This is a genomic window from Pseudomonas sp. FP818 (genome assembly GCF_030687335.1).
Classification (GTDB): Bacteria; Pseudomonadota; Gammaproteobacteria; order Pseudomonadales; family Pseudomonadaceae; genus Aquipseudomonas; species Aquipseudomonas shahriarae.
On sequence record NZ_CP117427.1, the window covers coordinates 1,603,060 to 1,619,546 of the forward strand.

General features: G+C 59.9%; 13 protein-coding genes. 12 read left to right on the forward strand and 1 reads right to left on the reverse strand.

The window, feature by feature from the left end; genetic code table 11:
- Positions 1 to 54: 54 nt before the first annotated feature.
- On the reverse strand, positions 55 to 846 hold the full coding sequence (gene phhA, locus PSH80_RS07220) for a phenylalanine 4-monooxygenase (protein ID WP_057444562.1): 792 nt from the start codon (positions 844 to 846) through the stop codon (positions 55 to 57).
- A 277-nt stretch (positions 847 to 1,123) separates the two neighbouring features.
- Here phhA and PSH80_RS07225 point away from each other — a divergent pair, with 277 nt between their 5' ends.
- From PSH80_RS07225 to fliD, 12 genes are all read left to right on the forward strand, one after another.
- Positions 1,124 to 2,686: a sigma-54-dependent transcriptional regulator gene (locus tag PSH80_RS07225; RefSeq protein WP_186626317.1), complete on the forward strand. Its 1,563-nt coding sequence runs from the start codon at positions 1,124 to 1,126 to the stop codon at positions 2,684 to 2,686.
- A 328-nt stretch (positions 2,687 to 3,014) separates the two neighbouring features.
- Entirely contained in the window at positions 3,015 to 3,755 is a 741-nt protein-coding gene (locus PSH80_RS07230) for a flagellar basal body rod protein FlgF (protein WP_186626277.1), read from the forward strand.
- A gap of 67 nt (positions 3,756 to 3,822) precedes the next feature.
- A complete protein-coding gene (gene flgG / locus PSH80_RS07235) occupies positions 3,823 to 4,608 on the forward strand; it encodes a flagellar basal-body rod protein FlgG (RefSeq protein WP_057958870.1) in 786 nt (261 codons plus the stop codon).
- 52 nt (positions 4,609 to 4,660) lie between these two features.
- A complete protein-coding gene (flgH, locus tag PSH80_RS07240; RefSeq protein ID WP_032859002.1) occupies positions 4,661 to 5,356 on the forward strand; it encodes a flagellar basal body L-ring protein FlgH in 696 nt (231 codons plus the stop codon).
- Positions 5,357 to 5,383: 27 nt separating this feature from the next.
- Positions 5,384 to 6,472, forward strand: a complete 1,089-nt coding sequence (locus PSH80_RS07245; RefSeq protein WP_081044199.1) for a flagellar basal body P-ring protein FlgI — start codon at positions 5,384 to 5,386, stop codon at positions 6,470 to 6,472.
- A 4-nt stretch (positions 6,473 to 6,476) separates the two neighbouring features.
- On the forward strand, positions 6,477 to 7,739 hold the full coding sequence (flgJ, locus tag PSH80_RS07250; protein ID WP_057958871.1) for a flagellar assembly peptidoglycan hydrolase FlgJ: 1,263 nt from the start codon (positions 6,477 to 6,479) through the stop codon (positions 7,737 to 7,739).
- A 10-nt stretch (positions 7,740 to 7,749) separates the two neighbouring features.
- Positions 7,750 to 9,774, forward strand: coding sequence for a flagellar hook-associated protein FlgK (gene flgK / locus PSH80_RS07255; protein WP_169989954.1), 2,025 nt, complete (start codon positions 7,750 to 7,752; stop codon positions 9,772 to 9,774).
- Between the two features lie 14 nt (positions 9,775 to 9,788).
- Entirely contained in the window at positions 9,789 to 11,411 is a 1,623-nt protein-coding gene (locus PSH80_RS07260) for a flagellar hook-associated protein 3 (protein ID WP_305419687.1), read from the forward strand.
- Positions 11,412 to 11,679: 268 nt separating this feature from the next.
- The gene (locus PSH80_RS07265; protein ID WP_120732225.1) at positions 11,680 to 12,609 is read left to right on the forward strand and encodes a ketoacyl-ACP synthase III; all 930 of its coding nucleotides are present in this window, start codon (positions 11,680 to 11,682) and stop codon (positions 12,607 to 12,609) included.
- 285 nt (positions 12,610 to 12,894) lie between these two features.
- Entirely contained in the window at positions 12,895 to 14,616 is a 1,722-nt protein-coding gene (locus PSH80_RS07270) for a flagellin (protein ID WP_305419689.1), read from the forward strand.
- A 71-nt stretch (positions 14,617 to 14,687) separates the two neighbouring features.
- Positions 14,688 to 15,032 (forward strand): flagellar protein FlaG, encoded by a 345-nt coding sequence (locus PSH80_RS07275; RefSeq protein ID WP_120732229.1) that lies wholly within the window; start codon positions 14,688 to 14,690, stop codon positions 15,030 to 15,032.
- 83 nt (positions 15,033 to 15,115) lie between these two features.
- Entirely contained in the window at positions 15,116 to 16,480 is a 1,365-nt protein-coding gene (gene fliD, locus PSH80_RS07280; RefSeq protein ID WP_186626281.1) for a flagellar filament capping protein FliD, read from the forward strand.
- Positions 16,481 to 16,487: the final 7 nt, after the last annotated feature.

Sequence of the window (16,487 nt, forward strand, 5' to 3'; positions counted from 1 at the left end):
CCTAAAGCAACGCGCGGCCAGGGAACAGACTCACCTGGCCTTTAAAGCATCAGTTCAAGCCGCCTTGGGCTTGGGGGGGAACTTTGGCGCATGCAACCCCAGCTGCATGCCGCGCTCGACCATGCCCATGATGTCTTCCTGCGCCACTTCGAACAGGCGCTTGAGGTTGGGCAGGGCGAAATACAGCGGCTGCAGGATGTCGATGCGATACGGCGTGCGCATGGCTTCCAGCGGGTCGAAGGCCTGATGCTCGGGCTCATCCGACAGGCAGTACACCGTCTCTTTCGGTGACGACAAAATACCGCCACCGTAGATGCGCCGGCCTTGGGGGGTGTCCACCAGGCCAAACTCAATGGTCATCCAGTACAGGCGCGCCAGGTACACGCGCTGCTCCTTGGTGGCCGCCAGGCCGAGCTTGCCGTAGGTGTGGGTGAATTCGGCGAACCAGGGGTTGGTCAGCAGTGGGCAGTGGCCGAAAATCTCGTGGAAAATATCCGGTTCTTGCAGGTAATCCAGCTCTTCACGGGTACGAATAAAGGTCGCCACCGGAAACTGCTTGTTGGCGAGCAATTCAAAGAAGGTCTGGAAGGGGATCAGCGCCGGCACCCGCGCCACCTGCCAGCCAGTGGTTTCGGCCAGCACTTTGTTGATTTCGGCGAGTTGCGGAATACGGTCATGGGGCAGGCCGAGCTTGTCGATGCCATCCAGGTATTCCTGGCAGGCGCGACCCTCGATCACTTTCAGTTGACGGGTGATCAGGGTGTTCCACACCGCGTGTTCTTCGGGCGGGTAGTGGATAAAACCTTGCGCATCGGGCTCGCGGGCCACGTAGTGCGTCTGTTTCATACGGCTCTCCTGCTAGGCATTCGTTCTTGTTATGTCCTGCTATGGGCTTATTGATACTCCGCCTGGCCGTGGATTCCACCCGTTGTTAAGGGAAGCCTGTAGGAAAAGTCGGCGTCTTTCGTAAAATATTCGTTACGATTTTGCCGTCGAGCACGCTGCATTGCGTTTTTCTGGTTTGAAAAGGGCGCTGGCTGTCACATAATCTTGACGACTATCTGCGTCCGGTGACAAAAAGACGCAGCCCGATCAGCCCTCCTACAACAAACCGGGCCTTTACATGCGTATCAAAGTGCATTGCCAGAACCGCATCGGCATCCTGCGGGATATCCTCAACCTGCTGGTGGAGTACGGGGTCAACGTGGCCAAGGGCGAGGTTGGCGGCGAACATGGCAATGCCATCTACCTGTACTGCCCGAACCTGGTGAATATGCAATTCCAGGCCCTGCGCCCGCAGTTCGAGGCGATTGCCGGGGTGTTTGGCGTCAAGCGGGTAGGGCTGATGCCCAGCGAGCGTCGGCACATGGAACTCAACGCCTTGCTGGGGGCGTTGGAATTCCCGGTGCTGTCCATCGACATGGGCGGCTCGATTGTCGCGGCCAACCGCGCGGCGGCGCAGTTGCTCGGGGTGCGGGTGGACGAAGTGCCGGGGATTCCCCTGTCACGCTACGCCGAGGACTTCGACCTGCCGGAGCTGGTGCGTGCCAGCAAGTCGCGGATCAATGGCCTGCGGGTCAAGGTCAAGGGCGACGTGTTTCTCGCCGACATCGCCCCGCTGCAATCCTCCGAACATGACGACAGCGAAGCCATGGCCGGCGCCGTACTGACTCTGCACCGCGCCGACCGGGTCGGTGAGCGCATCTACAATGTACGCAAGCAGGAGCTGCGAGGCTTCGACAGCATTTTCCAGAGCTCTAAAGTGATGGCGGCGGTGGTGCGTGAAGCCCGGCGCATGGCCCCCCTCGATGCGCCCCTATTAATAGAAGGCGAAACCGGCACCGGTAAAGAATTGTTGGCGCGCGCCTGTCACCTGGCCAGCCCACGTGGGCAGTCGCCGTTGATGGCACTCAATTGCGCGGGGTTACCGGAGTCGATGGCCGAGACCGAGCTGTTCGGCTACGGCCCTGGCGCGTTTGAAGGGGCGCGGGCGGAGGGCAAGTTGGGGCTGCTGGAACTGACGGCGGGCGGTACGTTGTTTCTGGATGGCGTGGGTGAAATGAGCGCGCGATTGCAGGTGAAATTGCTGCGCTTTCTGCAGGACGGCTGCTTCCGGCGCGTGGGCAGTGATGAAGAGGTTTACCTGGATGTGCGAGTGATTTGCGCGACCCAGGTGGATTTATCGGAATTGTGTGCCCGTAGCGAGTTTCGCCAGGACTTGTATCACCGGCTCAATGTGTTGTCGTTGCATATCCCGCCGCTGCGCGAATGCCTCGACGGTTTACCGCCACTGGTCGAGCACTTTATCGACCAGGCCAGCCGTCTGATTGGCTGCCCGCTGCCCAAGCTGGCGCCGGCGGCCATGGAGCGCCTCAGCCACTACCATTGGCCGGGCAATGTGCGGCAGTTGGAAAACGTGCTGTTCCAGGCGGTGTCGCTGTGTGAGGGCGGCACGATCAAGGCTGAACATATTCGCTTGCCGGACTACGGCGTGCGTCAGCCGCTTGGCGACTTTTCCCTGGAGGGTGGCTTGGAGGAGATCGTCGGGCGGTTTGAAAAGGCCGTGCTCGAAAGCCTGTATGCCGAGCATCCCAGCAGTCGCTTGCTGGGTAAGCGCCTGGGCGTGTCCCACACCACTATCGCCAATAAATTGCGCGATTACGAAGTGCTCAAGGCCGACAAATAAGCCCCTGACACAGCGGGATAAAAATGTGGGAGCGGGCTTGCTCGCGAAGGGGGTGGATCAGTCAATACAGGTACCGACTGATCCACCCCCTTCGCGAGCAAGCCCGCTCCCACAATGGATCTGTGTTAATGCCAAGACCGGTGTTTGCCGCAACCGGCAGAACTCCGCCGTTTTTCCGACTCGTCCTGCCCCTCCAATAATCCTTGATACGCCCCAACCCCTTGCCCCGCCTGCCTTTCCCCGACTTTTAAAAAGTTGGTGCGCAAATTGCTAAAGACTCCTCAGTACATCGGTGGGCGGCAAACGTCCGTCAGTAAGAGGAATGAGCGTGGACAAATACCTTTATGTGGCAATGACCGGCGCCAGCCAGAATGCTCTGGCGCAAAAGGCCCATGCCAACAACCTGGCGAACATTTCCACCAACGGTTTTCAGCGTGACCTGGAGCAGGCCCGTTCGATGCCGGTGTTTGGTGACAGCTTTCCGGCGCGGGCGTTTGCCCTGACCGAGCGTCCTGGTACCGATTTTTCTCCGGGTTCGATGGTCGAGACCGGCCGTGACCTGGACGTTGCCGTCGGCGGCGATGGTTGGATCGCCGTGCAAACCCCCGATGGCGGCGAAGCCTACGTGCGCACCGCGAGCATGAATATCGACGCACTGGGCGTGCTGCGGGCCGGCAACGGCATGCCGATCATGGGCAATGGCGGGCCGATTTCGGTGCCACCCGAGCAGAAGGTCGAAGTCGGCGAAGACGGCACCATCAGCATCCGCGCCATGGGCGAAGGCCCACGGGTGATGGCAGAGGTGGACCGCATCAAGCTGGTCAAGCCGGACCTGGCCAATATGACCAAGGGCCTGGATGGCGCGGTCCACACCAAGGACGGCCAGCCGGCGGTGGCCGATGCCAGCGTCAAGGTGAATTCGGGCTTCCTGCAGTCGAGCAACGTCAATGCCGTCGAAGAAATGACGGCGGTGCTGGCCCTGTCCAAGCAGTTCGAATTGCACGTGAAAATGATGAACAGCGCCAAAGAAGACGACCAGGCCATGACTCGCGTCATGCAGATGAGCTGATTGCAGCGCCACTGACTACTAATTTTGTAACGCGGCGCCAACAAACAGGCGCACGAAGGAGAACAGCATGCTTCCGGCTCTATGGGTTGCCAAAACCGGTCTGTCCGCCCAGGACACCAACCTGACCGTTATTTCCAACAACCTGGCGAACGTTTCGACCACGGGCTTCAAACGTGATCGCGCCGAGTTCCAGGACCTGCTCTATCAGATCAAGCGCCAGCCGGGTGCGCAGTCGACCCAGGACAGCGAATTGCCGTCGGGCCTGCAAGTGGGTACCGGTGTGTCCATCGTCGGCACCCAGAAGAACTTCACCGCCGGCAACCTGCAGCAAACCGGGCAGCCGCTGGACATGGCGATCAATGGCCGTGGCTTCTTCCAGATCCTGCAGCCGGATGGCACTACTTCCTACACCCGTGACGGCACCTTCCACCTGGACTCCAACGGCCAGGTCGTGACCGCCAACGGTTTTGCCCTGGAGCCGGCGATTGTCGTGCCCAACGATGCCCAGACCTTCACGGTCGGCGCCGACGGCACCGTGTCCGTCACCATCGCCGGCAACCCGGCGTCGCAAGTGATCGGCAACCTGCAGACCGCCGACTTCATCAACCCGGCCGGCCTGCAAGCCACCGGTAACAACCTGTTCCTGGAAACCGCTGCCAGCGGCGCGCCGCAAGTCGGCACGCCGGGCCTCAACGGGTTTGGCACCACCCTGCAAAGCACCCTGGAAACCTCCAACGTCAGCACCGTGGAAGAGATGGTCAACATGATCACCACCCAGCGTGCCTACGAGATGAACTCCAAGGTGATTTCCACCGCCGACCAGATGCTTTCGTTCGTTACGCAGAATCTGTAATCCAGTCTATGGGGCGCTCATAAGGCGCCTGCAACACCGTGAGGTAAGGGTCATGAGTCGCTTTGTTTCTGTTCTGGCATTGAGTGGGATTGCCGTGCTCGCGGGCTGTGTCGCCCCGACGCCAAAACCCAATGACCCGTACTACGCACCGGTGTTGCCGCGCACGCCACTGCCAGCCGCTGCCAACAATGGCTCGATCTACCAGGCCGGTTTTGAGCAGAACCTGTACAGCGACCGCAAGGCGTTCCGTGTTGGCGACATCATCACCATCACCCTCAACGAGCGCACCACGGCGAGCAAGAACGCCAACTCCCAGGTGGCCAAGAACAGCAAGACCGGCATCGGCCTGACCTCGCTGTTTGGCGGTGGCTTGAACACCAACAACCCCCTGGGCAGTGGTGACTTGAGCCTGGACGTGGGCTACAGCGGCGACCGCGCCACCAACGGCAGCAGCAAGGCCGGGCAGGGCAACAGCCTGGTGGGTTCGATCACCGTGACCGTGGCCGACGTGCTGCCCAACGGCATCATTGCCGTGCGCGGCGAGAAGTGGATGACCCTCAACACCGGTGACGAACTGGTGCGCATCGCCGGCATGGTGCGCGCGGACGATATCGCCACCGACAACACCGTGCCGTCCACACGGATTGCCGATGCACGCATTACCTATTCGGGTACGGGTTCGTTTGCCGACGCCAGTCAGCCGGGTTGGTTCGACCGTTTCTTCCTTAGCCCGCTGTTCCCTTTCTAGGTGATCACTTTGAATCTCAAACAGCTGATGGCAGCGGTGTTGTTGCTCTCCCTGAGCGTTGCTGCCCAGGCCGAACGCCTGAAGGACATCGCCAGTATTTCCGGGGTGCGCAGCAACCAGTTGATCGGCTACGGCCTGGTGGTGGGGCTCAACGGCACGGGCGACCAGACCACCCAGACCCCGTTCACCCTGCAGACCTTCAACAACATGCTCTCGCAGTTCGGGATCAAGGTACCGCCAGGTTCGGGCAACGTGCAGTTGAAGAACGTCGCGGCGGTGTCGATCAGTGCCGATCTGCCGGCGTTCTCCAAGCCGGGGCAGGTGGTGGACATCACCGTATCCTCCATTGGTAACTCGAAAAGCCTGCGTGGCGGCACCTTGCTGATGACGCCGCTCAAAGGTATCGACGGCAACGTCTACGCCATCGCCCAGGGCAACCTAGTGGTGGGCGGGTTTGATGCCGAAGGGCGTGACGGTTCGAAGATCACCGTCAACGTGCCATCGGCCGGGCGGATTCCTGGCGGCGCCACGGTGGAACGTACCGTGCCCAGCGGTTTCAACCAGGGCAACAGCCTGACCCTGAACCTCAACCGTTCGGACTTCACCACCGCCAAGCGTGTGGTCGACAAGATCAACGACATGCTCGGCCCAGGCGTGGCCCAGGCCATCGACGGCGGCTCGATCCGCGTGACTGCGCCGCTGGACCCAAGCCAGCGTGTGGACTACCTGTCGATCCTGGAAAACCTTGAGGTCGATCCGGGCCAGGCGGTGGCCAAGGTCATCATCAACTCGCGTACCGGCACTATCGTGATCGGCCAGAACGTCAAGGTGTCGCCAGCGGCCGTGACCCATGGCAGCCTGACCGTGACCATTACCGAAGACCCGATTGTCAGCCAGCCCGGGCCGTTGTCCGGTGGCCAGACCGCCGTGGTCCCACGCTCCCGGGTCAATGCCCAGCAAGAAGCCAAGCCGATGTTCAAGTTCGGTCCCGGCACCACCCTGGACGAGATTGTCCGTGCGGTGAACCAGGTGGGCGCGGCGCCCGGCGACTTGATGGCAATCCTCGAAGCCCTGAAACAGGCCGGCGCCTTGCAAGCCGACCTGATCGTGATTTGAGGCCATGGCCATGGACATGCGCAAGAGCGGTATCGCCAGCACGGCAGACTCGGGGTCCTACTCCGACCTGAACCGGCTTAACCAGCTCAAGTTCGGTGACAAGAACAGCGACGGCAACATGCGCAAAGTGGCGCAGGAGTTCGAGTCGCTGTTTCTCAACGAGATGCTCAAATCCATGCGCTCGGCCACCGATGCCCTGGGCAAGGACAACCCGCTGAATACTCCGGCGGCCAAGCAGTATCAGGAAATGTACGACCAGCAACTGGCGGTCTCGCTGTCTCGCGAGGGCGGCGGTATCGGCCTGGCGGACGTTTTGCTGCGCCAGATGCAAAAGAACAAGCCGGTGGAAGGGCAGGCCTCGACCCTGCAGGGCCCGGACGCGGCAGAGAAGAAAGTCGACGTGCCGACCCCGATTGCCGCCGGCACCCAGGCGGATGGCCCGTTGGGTCGTTCCAATGGCCAGCGTGCGCTGTGGGCGGCGCGGGTCGAAGTGGCGCCGCGTGTCGATGAAGGCACCCTGCGCAATGACATGGCGCTGATGAATCAGCGCCGCATCGCCTTGCCGAGCAAACTCACCGATCGCCTGCTGGCCGGTATCGTGCCGGGCGTCGAGGCGGCGGGCGCCGCCAAGGCTGCGCCACTGCGCAACAGCGCCGCCGAAGATGGCGTGATCAACGGTGCTGCGCGCACCTTTGCCGCCCGCGATTCGCGCATGCAGATTTACGGCCGCGCCGTGGCCCAGCCACCGCTGGCCCCGGCGAAAAAAGCCTTCAGTTCGCAAGACGAGTTTGTCGCCACCATGCTGCCCATGGCCAAGCAGGCGGCCGAGCGCATCGGCATCGACCCGCGCTACCTGGTGGCCCAGGCTGCCCTGGAAACCGGCTGGGGCAAATCGGTAATGCGCCAGCAAGACGGCAGCAGCAGCCACAACCTGTTTGGCATCAAGGCCGGGCAGAGCTGGCAGGGCGCCCAGGCGCGGGCGATCACTAGTGAGTTTCGCAATGGCGAGATGGTCAAGGAGACGGCGCAGTTCCGTTCCTACGACTCGTACCAGGACAGCTTTCACGACCTCGTGACTTTGTTGCAAAGCAATGAAAGATATAAAGAAGTCTTGAAGTCGGCCGATAACCCGGAACAGTTTGTACGCGAGTTGCAAAAAGCCGGGTATGCAACAGATCCGGCGTACGCCAGCAAGATTTCGCAGATCGCCAAAACCATGAACAGCTACCAAAACTACGCTGCCGCTGGCGCATCCACTCATTTATAAGGTTTGAACCATGGGTTTGCTCAATATCGGGATGTCAGGACTCAATGCGGCTCAGGGATCGCTTGCGACCTTGAGTAACAACATTGCCAACGCCAAGACCCCTGGATACTCGCGTCAGCAGACCATGCAGACCGCCAATGGCATGTCCGCGGCCGGTGGGGTGTTCGTCGGCACCGGCACTACGCTGTCGGATGTACGCCGGGTGTATAACCAGTTCCTCGATACCCAGTTGCAGACCACCACGTCGCTGAATTTTGATGCCAAGGCCTACCTGGACCAGATCGGTTCGGTGGACAAGCTGCTGTCCGACAAGTCCACCGGTGTCGGTGCGGCCTTGAACAGCTTCTTCGCCGCGTTGCAGACGTCTTCGGCCAACCCCAGCGACAACTCCGCGCGCCAGTTGGTCTTGACCATTGCCCAGACTCTGGGCAACCGCTTCAACTCGATTGCGACCGAACTGAACAAACAGAAAGAAGGCATCAACAGCCAGTTGGAGACCATCACCGGCCAGGTCAATCAGTTGACCTCCTCGATTGCCTCTCTCAACCAGCAAATCTTCCAGGCCAAAGGCCAGGGCAACGGCGAGCCGGCGAACCTGCTGGATGCACGCAACGAAGCGGTGCGTTCGCTCAACGAACTGGTAGGGGTCAAGGTCACTGAGTCGGACGGCCATTTCAATGTCTCCCTGGGTACCGGGCAGACCCTGGTCGCGGACGGTGTGTCGAACAAGCTGTCGGCGGTGCCGAGCAAGGACGACAAGAGCCAGTACTCGGTGGTGTTGACCACCAGCGGGCAACCCATGGATGTCAGCTCGGTGATCAGCGGTGGCTCCATCGGCGGCTTGCTGCGTTATCGCCAGGACGTGCTGATGCCGGCCATCAACGACCTGGGGCGTACCGCCATGGTGGTCGGCGAGGCCATCAATACCCAGCTGGGGCAGGGCCTGGACGCCAACGGGCAGTTCGGCGCCGCGCTGTTCAATGACATCAACAGCGTATTTGCCATTGGCCAGCGCAGTGTTGGCGGCTCGAATAACAGTGCCGGCTCCGGCAACCTGAACGTCACGATCAAAGACACCAGCAAACTGAGCACCTTTGACTACAAGGTGACCTTCAGTGACGACAAGAATTACACCGTGCTGCGTTCGGACGGTAAGTCCATGGGCACCTTCGACATCACCCAAACGCCACCGGAAATCGACGGCTTCACCCTGGCCCTGGATGGCAAGGGCCCGGTGGCTGCTGGCGATACGTTCAAGGTCAGCCCGACCGCCGGTGGCGCGATGGACCTCAAGGTGGTGATGACCGATCCCAACAAGCTGGCGTTTTCTGCGCCGCTGTTGGCCGAGGGCAACAAGAACAACAGTGGTACTGGCGTGTTCGAACCGCCGACGCTCAGCTTGCCCCTGGATATCCATGGCGGTGCCGGCACCGCACAGCTGGAAGCGGCGATCAAGGGCGCGATGCCGGTCAAGATGACGTTTGGCGAGCGTGCCGCCGATGGCACCCAGAGCTATGTGATCAATAACGCCCAGGGCCAGCCCATTGGCACCGGCACCATCGTGCCGGGCCAGGACAACAAGCTGACGATCAACGTGCCGTACGTAGACGGTAATGGCGACCCACAGACATTCGGGGTCGACACGGTCATCCGTGGTGAGCCGAAGCCGAACGATAGCTACAGCGTGTCGTTCAACAGCGGCGGCAAACTGGACAACCGCAATGCCTTGCAACTGCTCGACCTGCAAACCCGCAAGACCGTGGGCGCCACCGATGGCAATGCCGGCGTGAGCATGAGCACTGCGTACAGCCAGTTGGTCTCGTCCGTGGGCGGCAAGGCCAGCCAGGCCAATGTCGATAACAATGCGACCGGGGCCATGCTTGCGGCCGCCACCTCCAATCGCAGCTCCGTGTCCCAGGTCAACCTGGACGAGGAGGCCGGCGACATGATCCGTTTCCAGCAGTACTACACCGCGTCGTCGCAGATCATTAAAGCTGCGCAAGAAACCTTCAGCACGCTGATCAACAGTCTTTAAGGGAGTTTGAGACGATGCGAATCTCGACCGAACAGTATTTCAATACCACGACTGCGCGTTATACCAACAACTTCTCCAACGTCACCAAGACCCAGCAGCAGATCGACTCCGGCGTGCGTATTCAAACTGCGGCGGATGATCCGGTGGGTGCGGCGCGTTTGCTGCTGCTGCAACAGCAGCAGGATATGTTGGGGCAGTACGCGGGCAATATCAGCAGCATGAAGAACTCGCTTAACAGCGAGGAAAGCGTGCTTGCCAGTATCGACACCGCCCTGGCGCGCGCGGGTGAGTTGTCGCTCAAGGTGGCGGGCAAGGGCGGTGGCGGTATCAGTGATGACGACCGCAAGGCCGTTGCCGCCGAGATTGGTGAAATCGAAAAGCAGGTCCTGAGCTTGCTTAACAGCAAGGATTCGTCCGGTCATTACCTGTTTGCCGGCGGCAAGAGCGACACCCCGCCATACGCCCGCAACAGCGACGGCACCTACAGCTATCAGGGCGATGAAACGCCGCTGAGCCTGAAGGTTTCCGACACCTTGTCGATGGTGGTCAATGACACCGGCAAGTCGATCCTGGAAGGTACGGTCAATGCGGGGCGTACCCAGGCGACCGGTTCGGTCAACGATGGCAAGGTGCTGGTTTCGGGCGGCATCGTCACGTCGCCGTCGACTTATGACAGCAGCTTCACTGACGGCCAACCATACAAACTGACGTTCCTCAGCAGCACCGAATACACCGTGACGGATGCGGCAGGCAACGACATCACCGCGCAAACCCCGGGTAACGGCAAGTTCGATGCGACCAAGGAAGGCAGTGCTTCGGTCACCGTGCGCGGCGTGACTTTTGATGTCGATCAGAACCTGGGGGATGCCAAGCCCGGTGCTGAGGCTGACGCGGTGTACAAGGACCGTGAATTCACTCTGCAAAGCAAGCCGGACAGCTTCAGTGTCTCGCGTACGCCGAGCAACCAAACCTCGGCGCAGTTGTCGGGCGGCACCGTCACCAGCCAGGCGGACTACAGCAGCACCTTCCCGAACAAAGGCGCGGTGATCAAATTTACCTCGACCACAGAATATGAGGTGTATGCCCAGCCGATCACCGCCGATAGCAAGCCGGTTTCCAGCGGCACTGTGGTGCCTGGTACGCCAGCCCAGCCGGGTCCACCGCCTGTGCCCGCCACGCCAGACAGCATCACGGCAGCTGGCGTGAAGTTTGACATCACCGGCGCACCGGGCACCGGTGACCAGTTCGCCGTGGGCTCCAACACCCACAAGACGCAAAATGCCCTGGATACCCTCAGCCAACTGCGCCAGGCCCTGGAAACCCCTTCTGACGGCGACCCGATTGCCCAGGCCAAGCTGACCGATGTGGTCAATGCTGCCATTACCAATATCAAGGCCTCCCAGGCCCAGGTTGATGGGGTGCGGGGCTCCATTGGTGCGCGGTTGAATTCGCTGGCGATCCAGGAGACCGAGAACACCAGCATGGTGGTGCTGGCCAACAAATCGACCACCGCCGCCATTGGTGATACCGATGTGGCTACCGCCTCGATTGACCTGGCGTTCCAGAAGGCAATGCTGGAGGCCTCGCAGCTGGCCTTTGTGAAAATCTCCCAGTTGAGCCTGTTCAGCCGGATGTAATCGGCCTGGCAAGACCCGACGGCCCACCCTGGAAACAGGGTGGGCCGTTGTCGTTTCTGGCGCAGGCTTTTAAGCAAAGCGCACAAAAATGAGTGACCTATGAGTCATAAAGCGCATCTTCACTGTATCGTGTGAAAAGGCCAGGGCATCTTTCAGGCCCAGGTCAAGGCGACTTCGATGGTTTTTTGCGGGGTTATCCCCTTTATTGTCAGCGCCCCTGAAGGATTTTCAGGGGTGTTCTCCAGCTATTTTGTATTGGGAAGCCACAATGATTGGCATAAAAAGCATCGCCAGCTACGTGCCGGCAGAAGGGCTGGACAACTACGCCCAGGGTGCAAAATTCGCCAAGGATGAAGAGTTCATCATTGGCAAGATCGGCTCGGCATTCCTGCCGCGCAAGGATGTTGCACAGGAAACCTCGGATTTGTGCGTCGAGGCGGTCAATGCCTTGTTTGCCAACAACCCCGAGCTCAAGCGTGAGTCGATCGACGCGCTGATCGTCGTGACCCAGAACGGCGACGAAGAAGGGCTGCCGCACACCGCCGCCATCGTCCAGGACAAGCTGGGCCTGCCGACCCACGTCGCGGCCTTCGATATCTCCCTGGGCTGTTCCGGCTACGTCTACGGTATCTACGCGATGAAAGGTTTCATGGAAGCCGCCGGCCTGAAAAACGGCCTGCTGGTGACCGCCGACCCGTACTCGAAGATCGTCGATCCGGAAGACCGCAACACCACCATGCTGTTCGGCGACGCCGCCACCGCCACTTGGATGGGCGAAGACGCCCCCTGGCAGTTGGGCAAGGCCAAGTTCGGCACCGACGGCTCCGGCGCACCGCACTTGAAGGTCAGCGATGGCGTGTTCTTCATGAACGGCCGCCAGGTTTTCAACTTTGCCCTGCTGAAGGTGCCCGCGCACCTGCACGAGCTGCTCAAAGAGTCGAACCTTGTGGCCGATGATATCGACGCGTTCTGCATCCACCAGGGCAGCGCGGCGATTGTCGACGCCGTGGCGCGGCGTTTTGAAGATGCGCCGGTGGAGAAATTCATCAAGGACATGGTCGAGACCGGCAACACCGTGTCGTCGAGCATTCCGCTGCTGCTGGAAAAGCACGTGATGGACGCCGAGTGGAAGCGCGTCGCCCTGAGCGGGTTTGGCGTGGGCCTGTCGTGGGGCTCGGCGATTATCTATCGGCCGTGATGCTTTGATAGGCTGCATAAAAAACGCCCAGGGTCGAAAGATCATGGGCGTTTTTTTATGCGGGTGTCGAGGCGGGGTTCTGGCGCCAGTAACCCGTGATTGCTGGCATTTCGGCCATCTATAAGGCCTTGAAATACAAGGGGTGGCACAGGGCTAGCAAAAAAACTCAAAAAAATCCTCAAGCAACCTGCATTCACGACGATAACTATTACGAAGGTTCTCTAGGCCACACCCGGCGGTTGCCAGGGCCGGAAGCCGCAGTATCCAACTCACGAGGATTTCGTCATGGCAATGTCCGTAAACACCAACATCACTTCCCTGGGCGTCCAGAAGAACCTGAACAAAGCATCCGACGCTTTGAGCCAGTCGATGAACCGTCTGTCTTCCGGCCTGAAAATCAACAGCGCCAAAGACGACGCCGCTGGCATGCAGATCGCCAACCGTCTGAACAACCAGGTCAAAGGCCTGAACGTTGCCATCGCTAACGCCAACAACGGTGTTTCGATCGCCCAGACCGCTGAAGGCGCAATGCAAGAGTCCACCAACACCCTGCAGCGTCTGCGTGAACTCGCCCTGCAAGCGGCGAACGGTGATAAAAGCGACGCTGACCGTGTTTCCCTGCAACAAGAATTCACCGCTAAAGTGGGCGAGCTGAACCGCATCGCTTCCACCACCACCTTTGGTGGTCGTAACCTGCTGGACGGCTCGTTCAACAACGTGGCGTTCCAGATCGGCGCCAACGCCAACGAGACTATCTCGTTCGGTATGACTGATATCAGCGCTACTGCTCTGAAGGGTAACTACAGCGAAGCCACTGCTACTGGTGGTGCGATGGCTGGCCTGAGCGCAACCTCCACTGGTTCTGTGTTGGGTAGCCCTGCTGGTGCAAGCGTTGCCGGCGGTGCCGCAGTGTCAGCCACTGCTACTCTGGCTGCCACAGATACAATGACCATCAATGGCACTGTCATCGCGTTTGGTGCTGCTGCTGCCTCTGCTGGTGGTGCAGATGTTATTGCTGAAGCCCTCAGCAAAATTAACGCTGCCACAGCTACTACTGGTGTAACTGCTTCGGTAGACGCTGGTGTGCTGAGCTTGAAGTCTGACAAGGCCTTCACCATTGCGAATGGCGCCGGTACTCCTTTGGCCTCGCTGGGTCTGGTCGCTGCTACTACTCCGGTAACTCCTGCTTCTGTTAAAACCGGCGCTACCGACATGGGCGCTGTTGGTGGGATCTCTGTAAACGGTACTGCTGTAACTTGGACTGCAACTGATGATATCGCGTCGGTTCTGACCAAAATTGGTAACGTTAACGGTATCGCGAACGCAACCATCAGTACCGAAGGCCGTATCCAGGTTACTTCGGAAAATGGCAACGACGTTAAGCTGAGCAACACTGTCAGCGGCTCGCTGTCGCAACTGGGCTTGGCTGCAGGTACCTCCCAAGCCAAACTGACCGAAGACACCTCTATCAGCCTGAACGGAGTTGAAGTCAAGTTCAAGAAAGGCGATACCACTGACGCAATCGTAGCTTCGATCAACAGCGCAAGCACCGGTGTGATGGCTACCAAAGCAGCTGACGGTACTCTGTCGCTGTTCGCTGACAAGAACATCGTTATCGCCGACGGTAGTGCGGGCACTGGCCTCCAAAAGCTGGGTCTGACAGCTGGCACCACTAACGCTGTGACTCTGGAAACCACCGTTTCCGACCTGAACATCCTGTCCGCCGCTTCTTCCCAGCAAGCCATCCAGGCCCTGGACGACGCCATGCAGCAGATCGACAGCCAGCGTTCGCAGTTGGGTGCGGTGCAAAACCGTTTCGCCAGCACCGTGGCCAACCTGCAGAGCATTTCGCAGAACTCCTCGGCTGCCAAAGGCCGCGTAGAAGACGCTGACTTCGCTTCCGAAGCCGCTGAACTGACCAAGCAACAAACCCTGCAACAGGCTTCCACTGCGATCCTGTCCCAGGCCAACCAACTGCCATCCGCTGTACTGAAGCTGCTTCAGTAATATCGGCTAGCGGTTAATCAACGGGGGGGTGCTAACGTGCCCTTCCGTTTTTTCAGTTTGGAGGTGATGACATGGACATGAGCATCAAGCTGAACGCGTCATACCCTGCTGCTACCACCCAGGCTCCCGCCACGGCTGCGACCCAGGCCAAGCCTGTCCCGCAGGCCGAGACCGAACCCGCCGAGGAGCCACAGCGCGTGGCATTGGAAAAAGCTGTTACCGATATGCGTGAGTTTGTGCAGGCTTCACAGCGCAACCTGGATTTTTCCATCGATGACTCCACCGGCAAAGTAGTGGTCAAGGTGATCGCTACCGACAGTGGCGAAGTGATTCGACAAATTCCATCGGAGACTGCGCTGAAGCTGGCGCAGAACCTGAGCGATGCCAGCAGCCTGTTGTTTGATACAAGGGCTTGAGTTGGCACGAAACATGTTTCTGATTGCTGCTTGGGCGTTCGTACGCCAAAAAAGCGGCAACCGCAGGACAAGGAGAGTAGCAAATGGCTAGTTCAACGATTTCCGGCCCAGGTTCGGGCTACGACACCCAAGCCATCGTCAAGGCGTTGGTGGGGGCCGAACGCGCGCCCAAAGAGGCGCAGATCACCGCCCAGCAGAAAGACGCCACCGTCAAACTGTCGGCCGTGGGCTCTGTGAAAACGGCGCTGGAAGCCTACCAGGCGGCAATCACCAAGTTGAACAACCAGTCCGCCTTCAATGGTCTGGCCGCCACGACCTCCGAAGAAAAAAACGCCAAGGTCACCCTGGGTGACGGCGCGGCCCCTGGCAAATACGTCCTTAAGGTGGAGAATCTGGCGACCTCGTCCAAGGTCTCCAGCAAAGTCATCGAAGGTGGCGCCTCGGGCAAGGCCAACGCTAGCGATGAGACTCAGACGCTGACGATTACCCAGTCGGGTAAAAACTACGATGTATTGGTGCCTGGAGGCGCGACCTTGCAAGAGGTTCGCGAATCCATCAATACCCAGCTTTCTGCCCAGGGCATCAGTGCCAACGTTCTGAGTGACTCCAACGGCGGGCGCCTGATCTTGACCTCCAGCACTAGCGGTGTAGGCACCGACATCACCCTCAGTGGTGACTCGGAGCTGGCGGTCGGTTATGACAAGGGTACGTCGCCGGTGAACGCCATATACTCCATCGATGATGTCGTGATGGAGTCCACCAGCAACAAGATCACTTCCGCGATCAGCGGCGTGACCCTGGAGCTGCTGGATGGTGACCTGGAAAAAAAGGTTACGCTGACCGTAGCCAGCAACACCGACACCCTGAAGACCTCGGTGCAGTCGTTCGTCACCGCCTACAACGCGCTGATGACTGCCATCAACACCCAGACCAAGGTCACCGCCACCGGCGATGCTTCCACCACTACAGCGGGGGCCTTGACCGGTGATGCGTCGATGCGTCAGTTGGTCTCCAGCCTGCGTTCCGAGCTGGTCAACGGCAAGGGTGTGGGCAGCATTAGCAGTCTGGCCCAGATGGGCATCACCACTGACCAGAAAACCGGCTTGTTGAGCCTGGAAGACAAGGCGTGGGACAAGGCTGTGGTCAAGGGCGCAGGCGATATCGCCAAGATGTTCACCGGCGACACCGGCCTGATCACGCGCATGAACAAGGCGACCAGCAGCTATGTCGGTACCACCGGCACCCTGGCGACCCGTGCGACAGATCTCAACAACAAGCTGACTGATCTGACCACTGAAAAGGTTGACCTGGACCGCCGCATGGAAGCCCTGCAGAAGTCCCTGTCGGCCAAGTACACCGCCATGGACACGATGATCGCGCAGATCAACTCCCGCAGTTCCAGCATCATGACCACCCTCAACGCGCTGAACAATCCTAAGTCGAACTGATGAATGG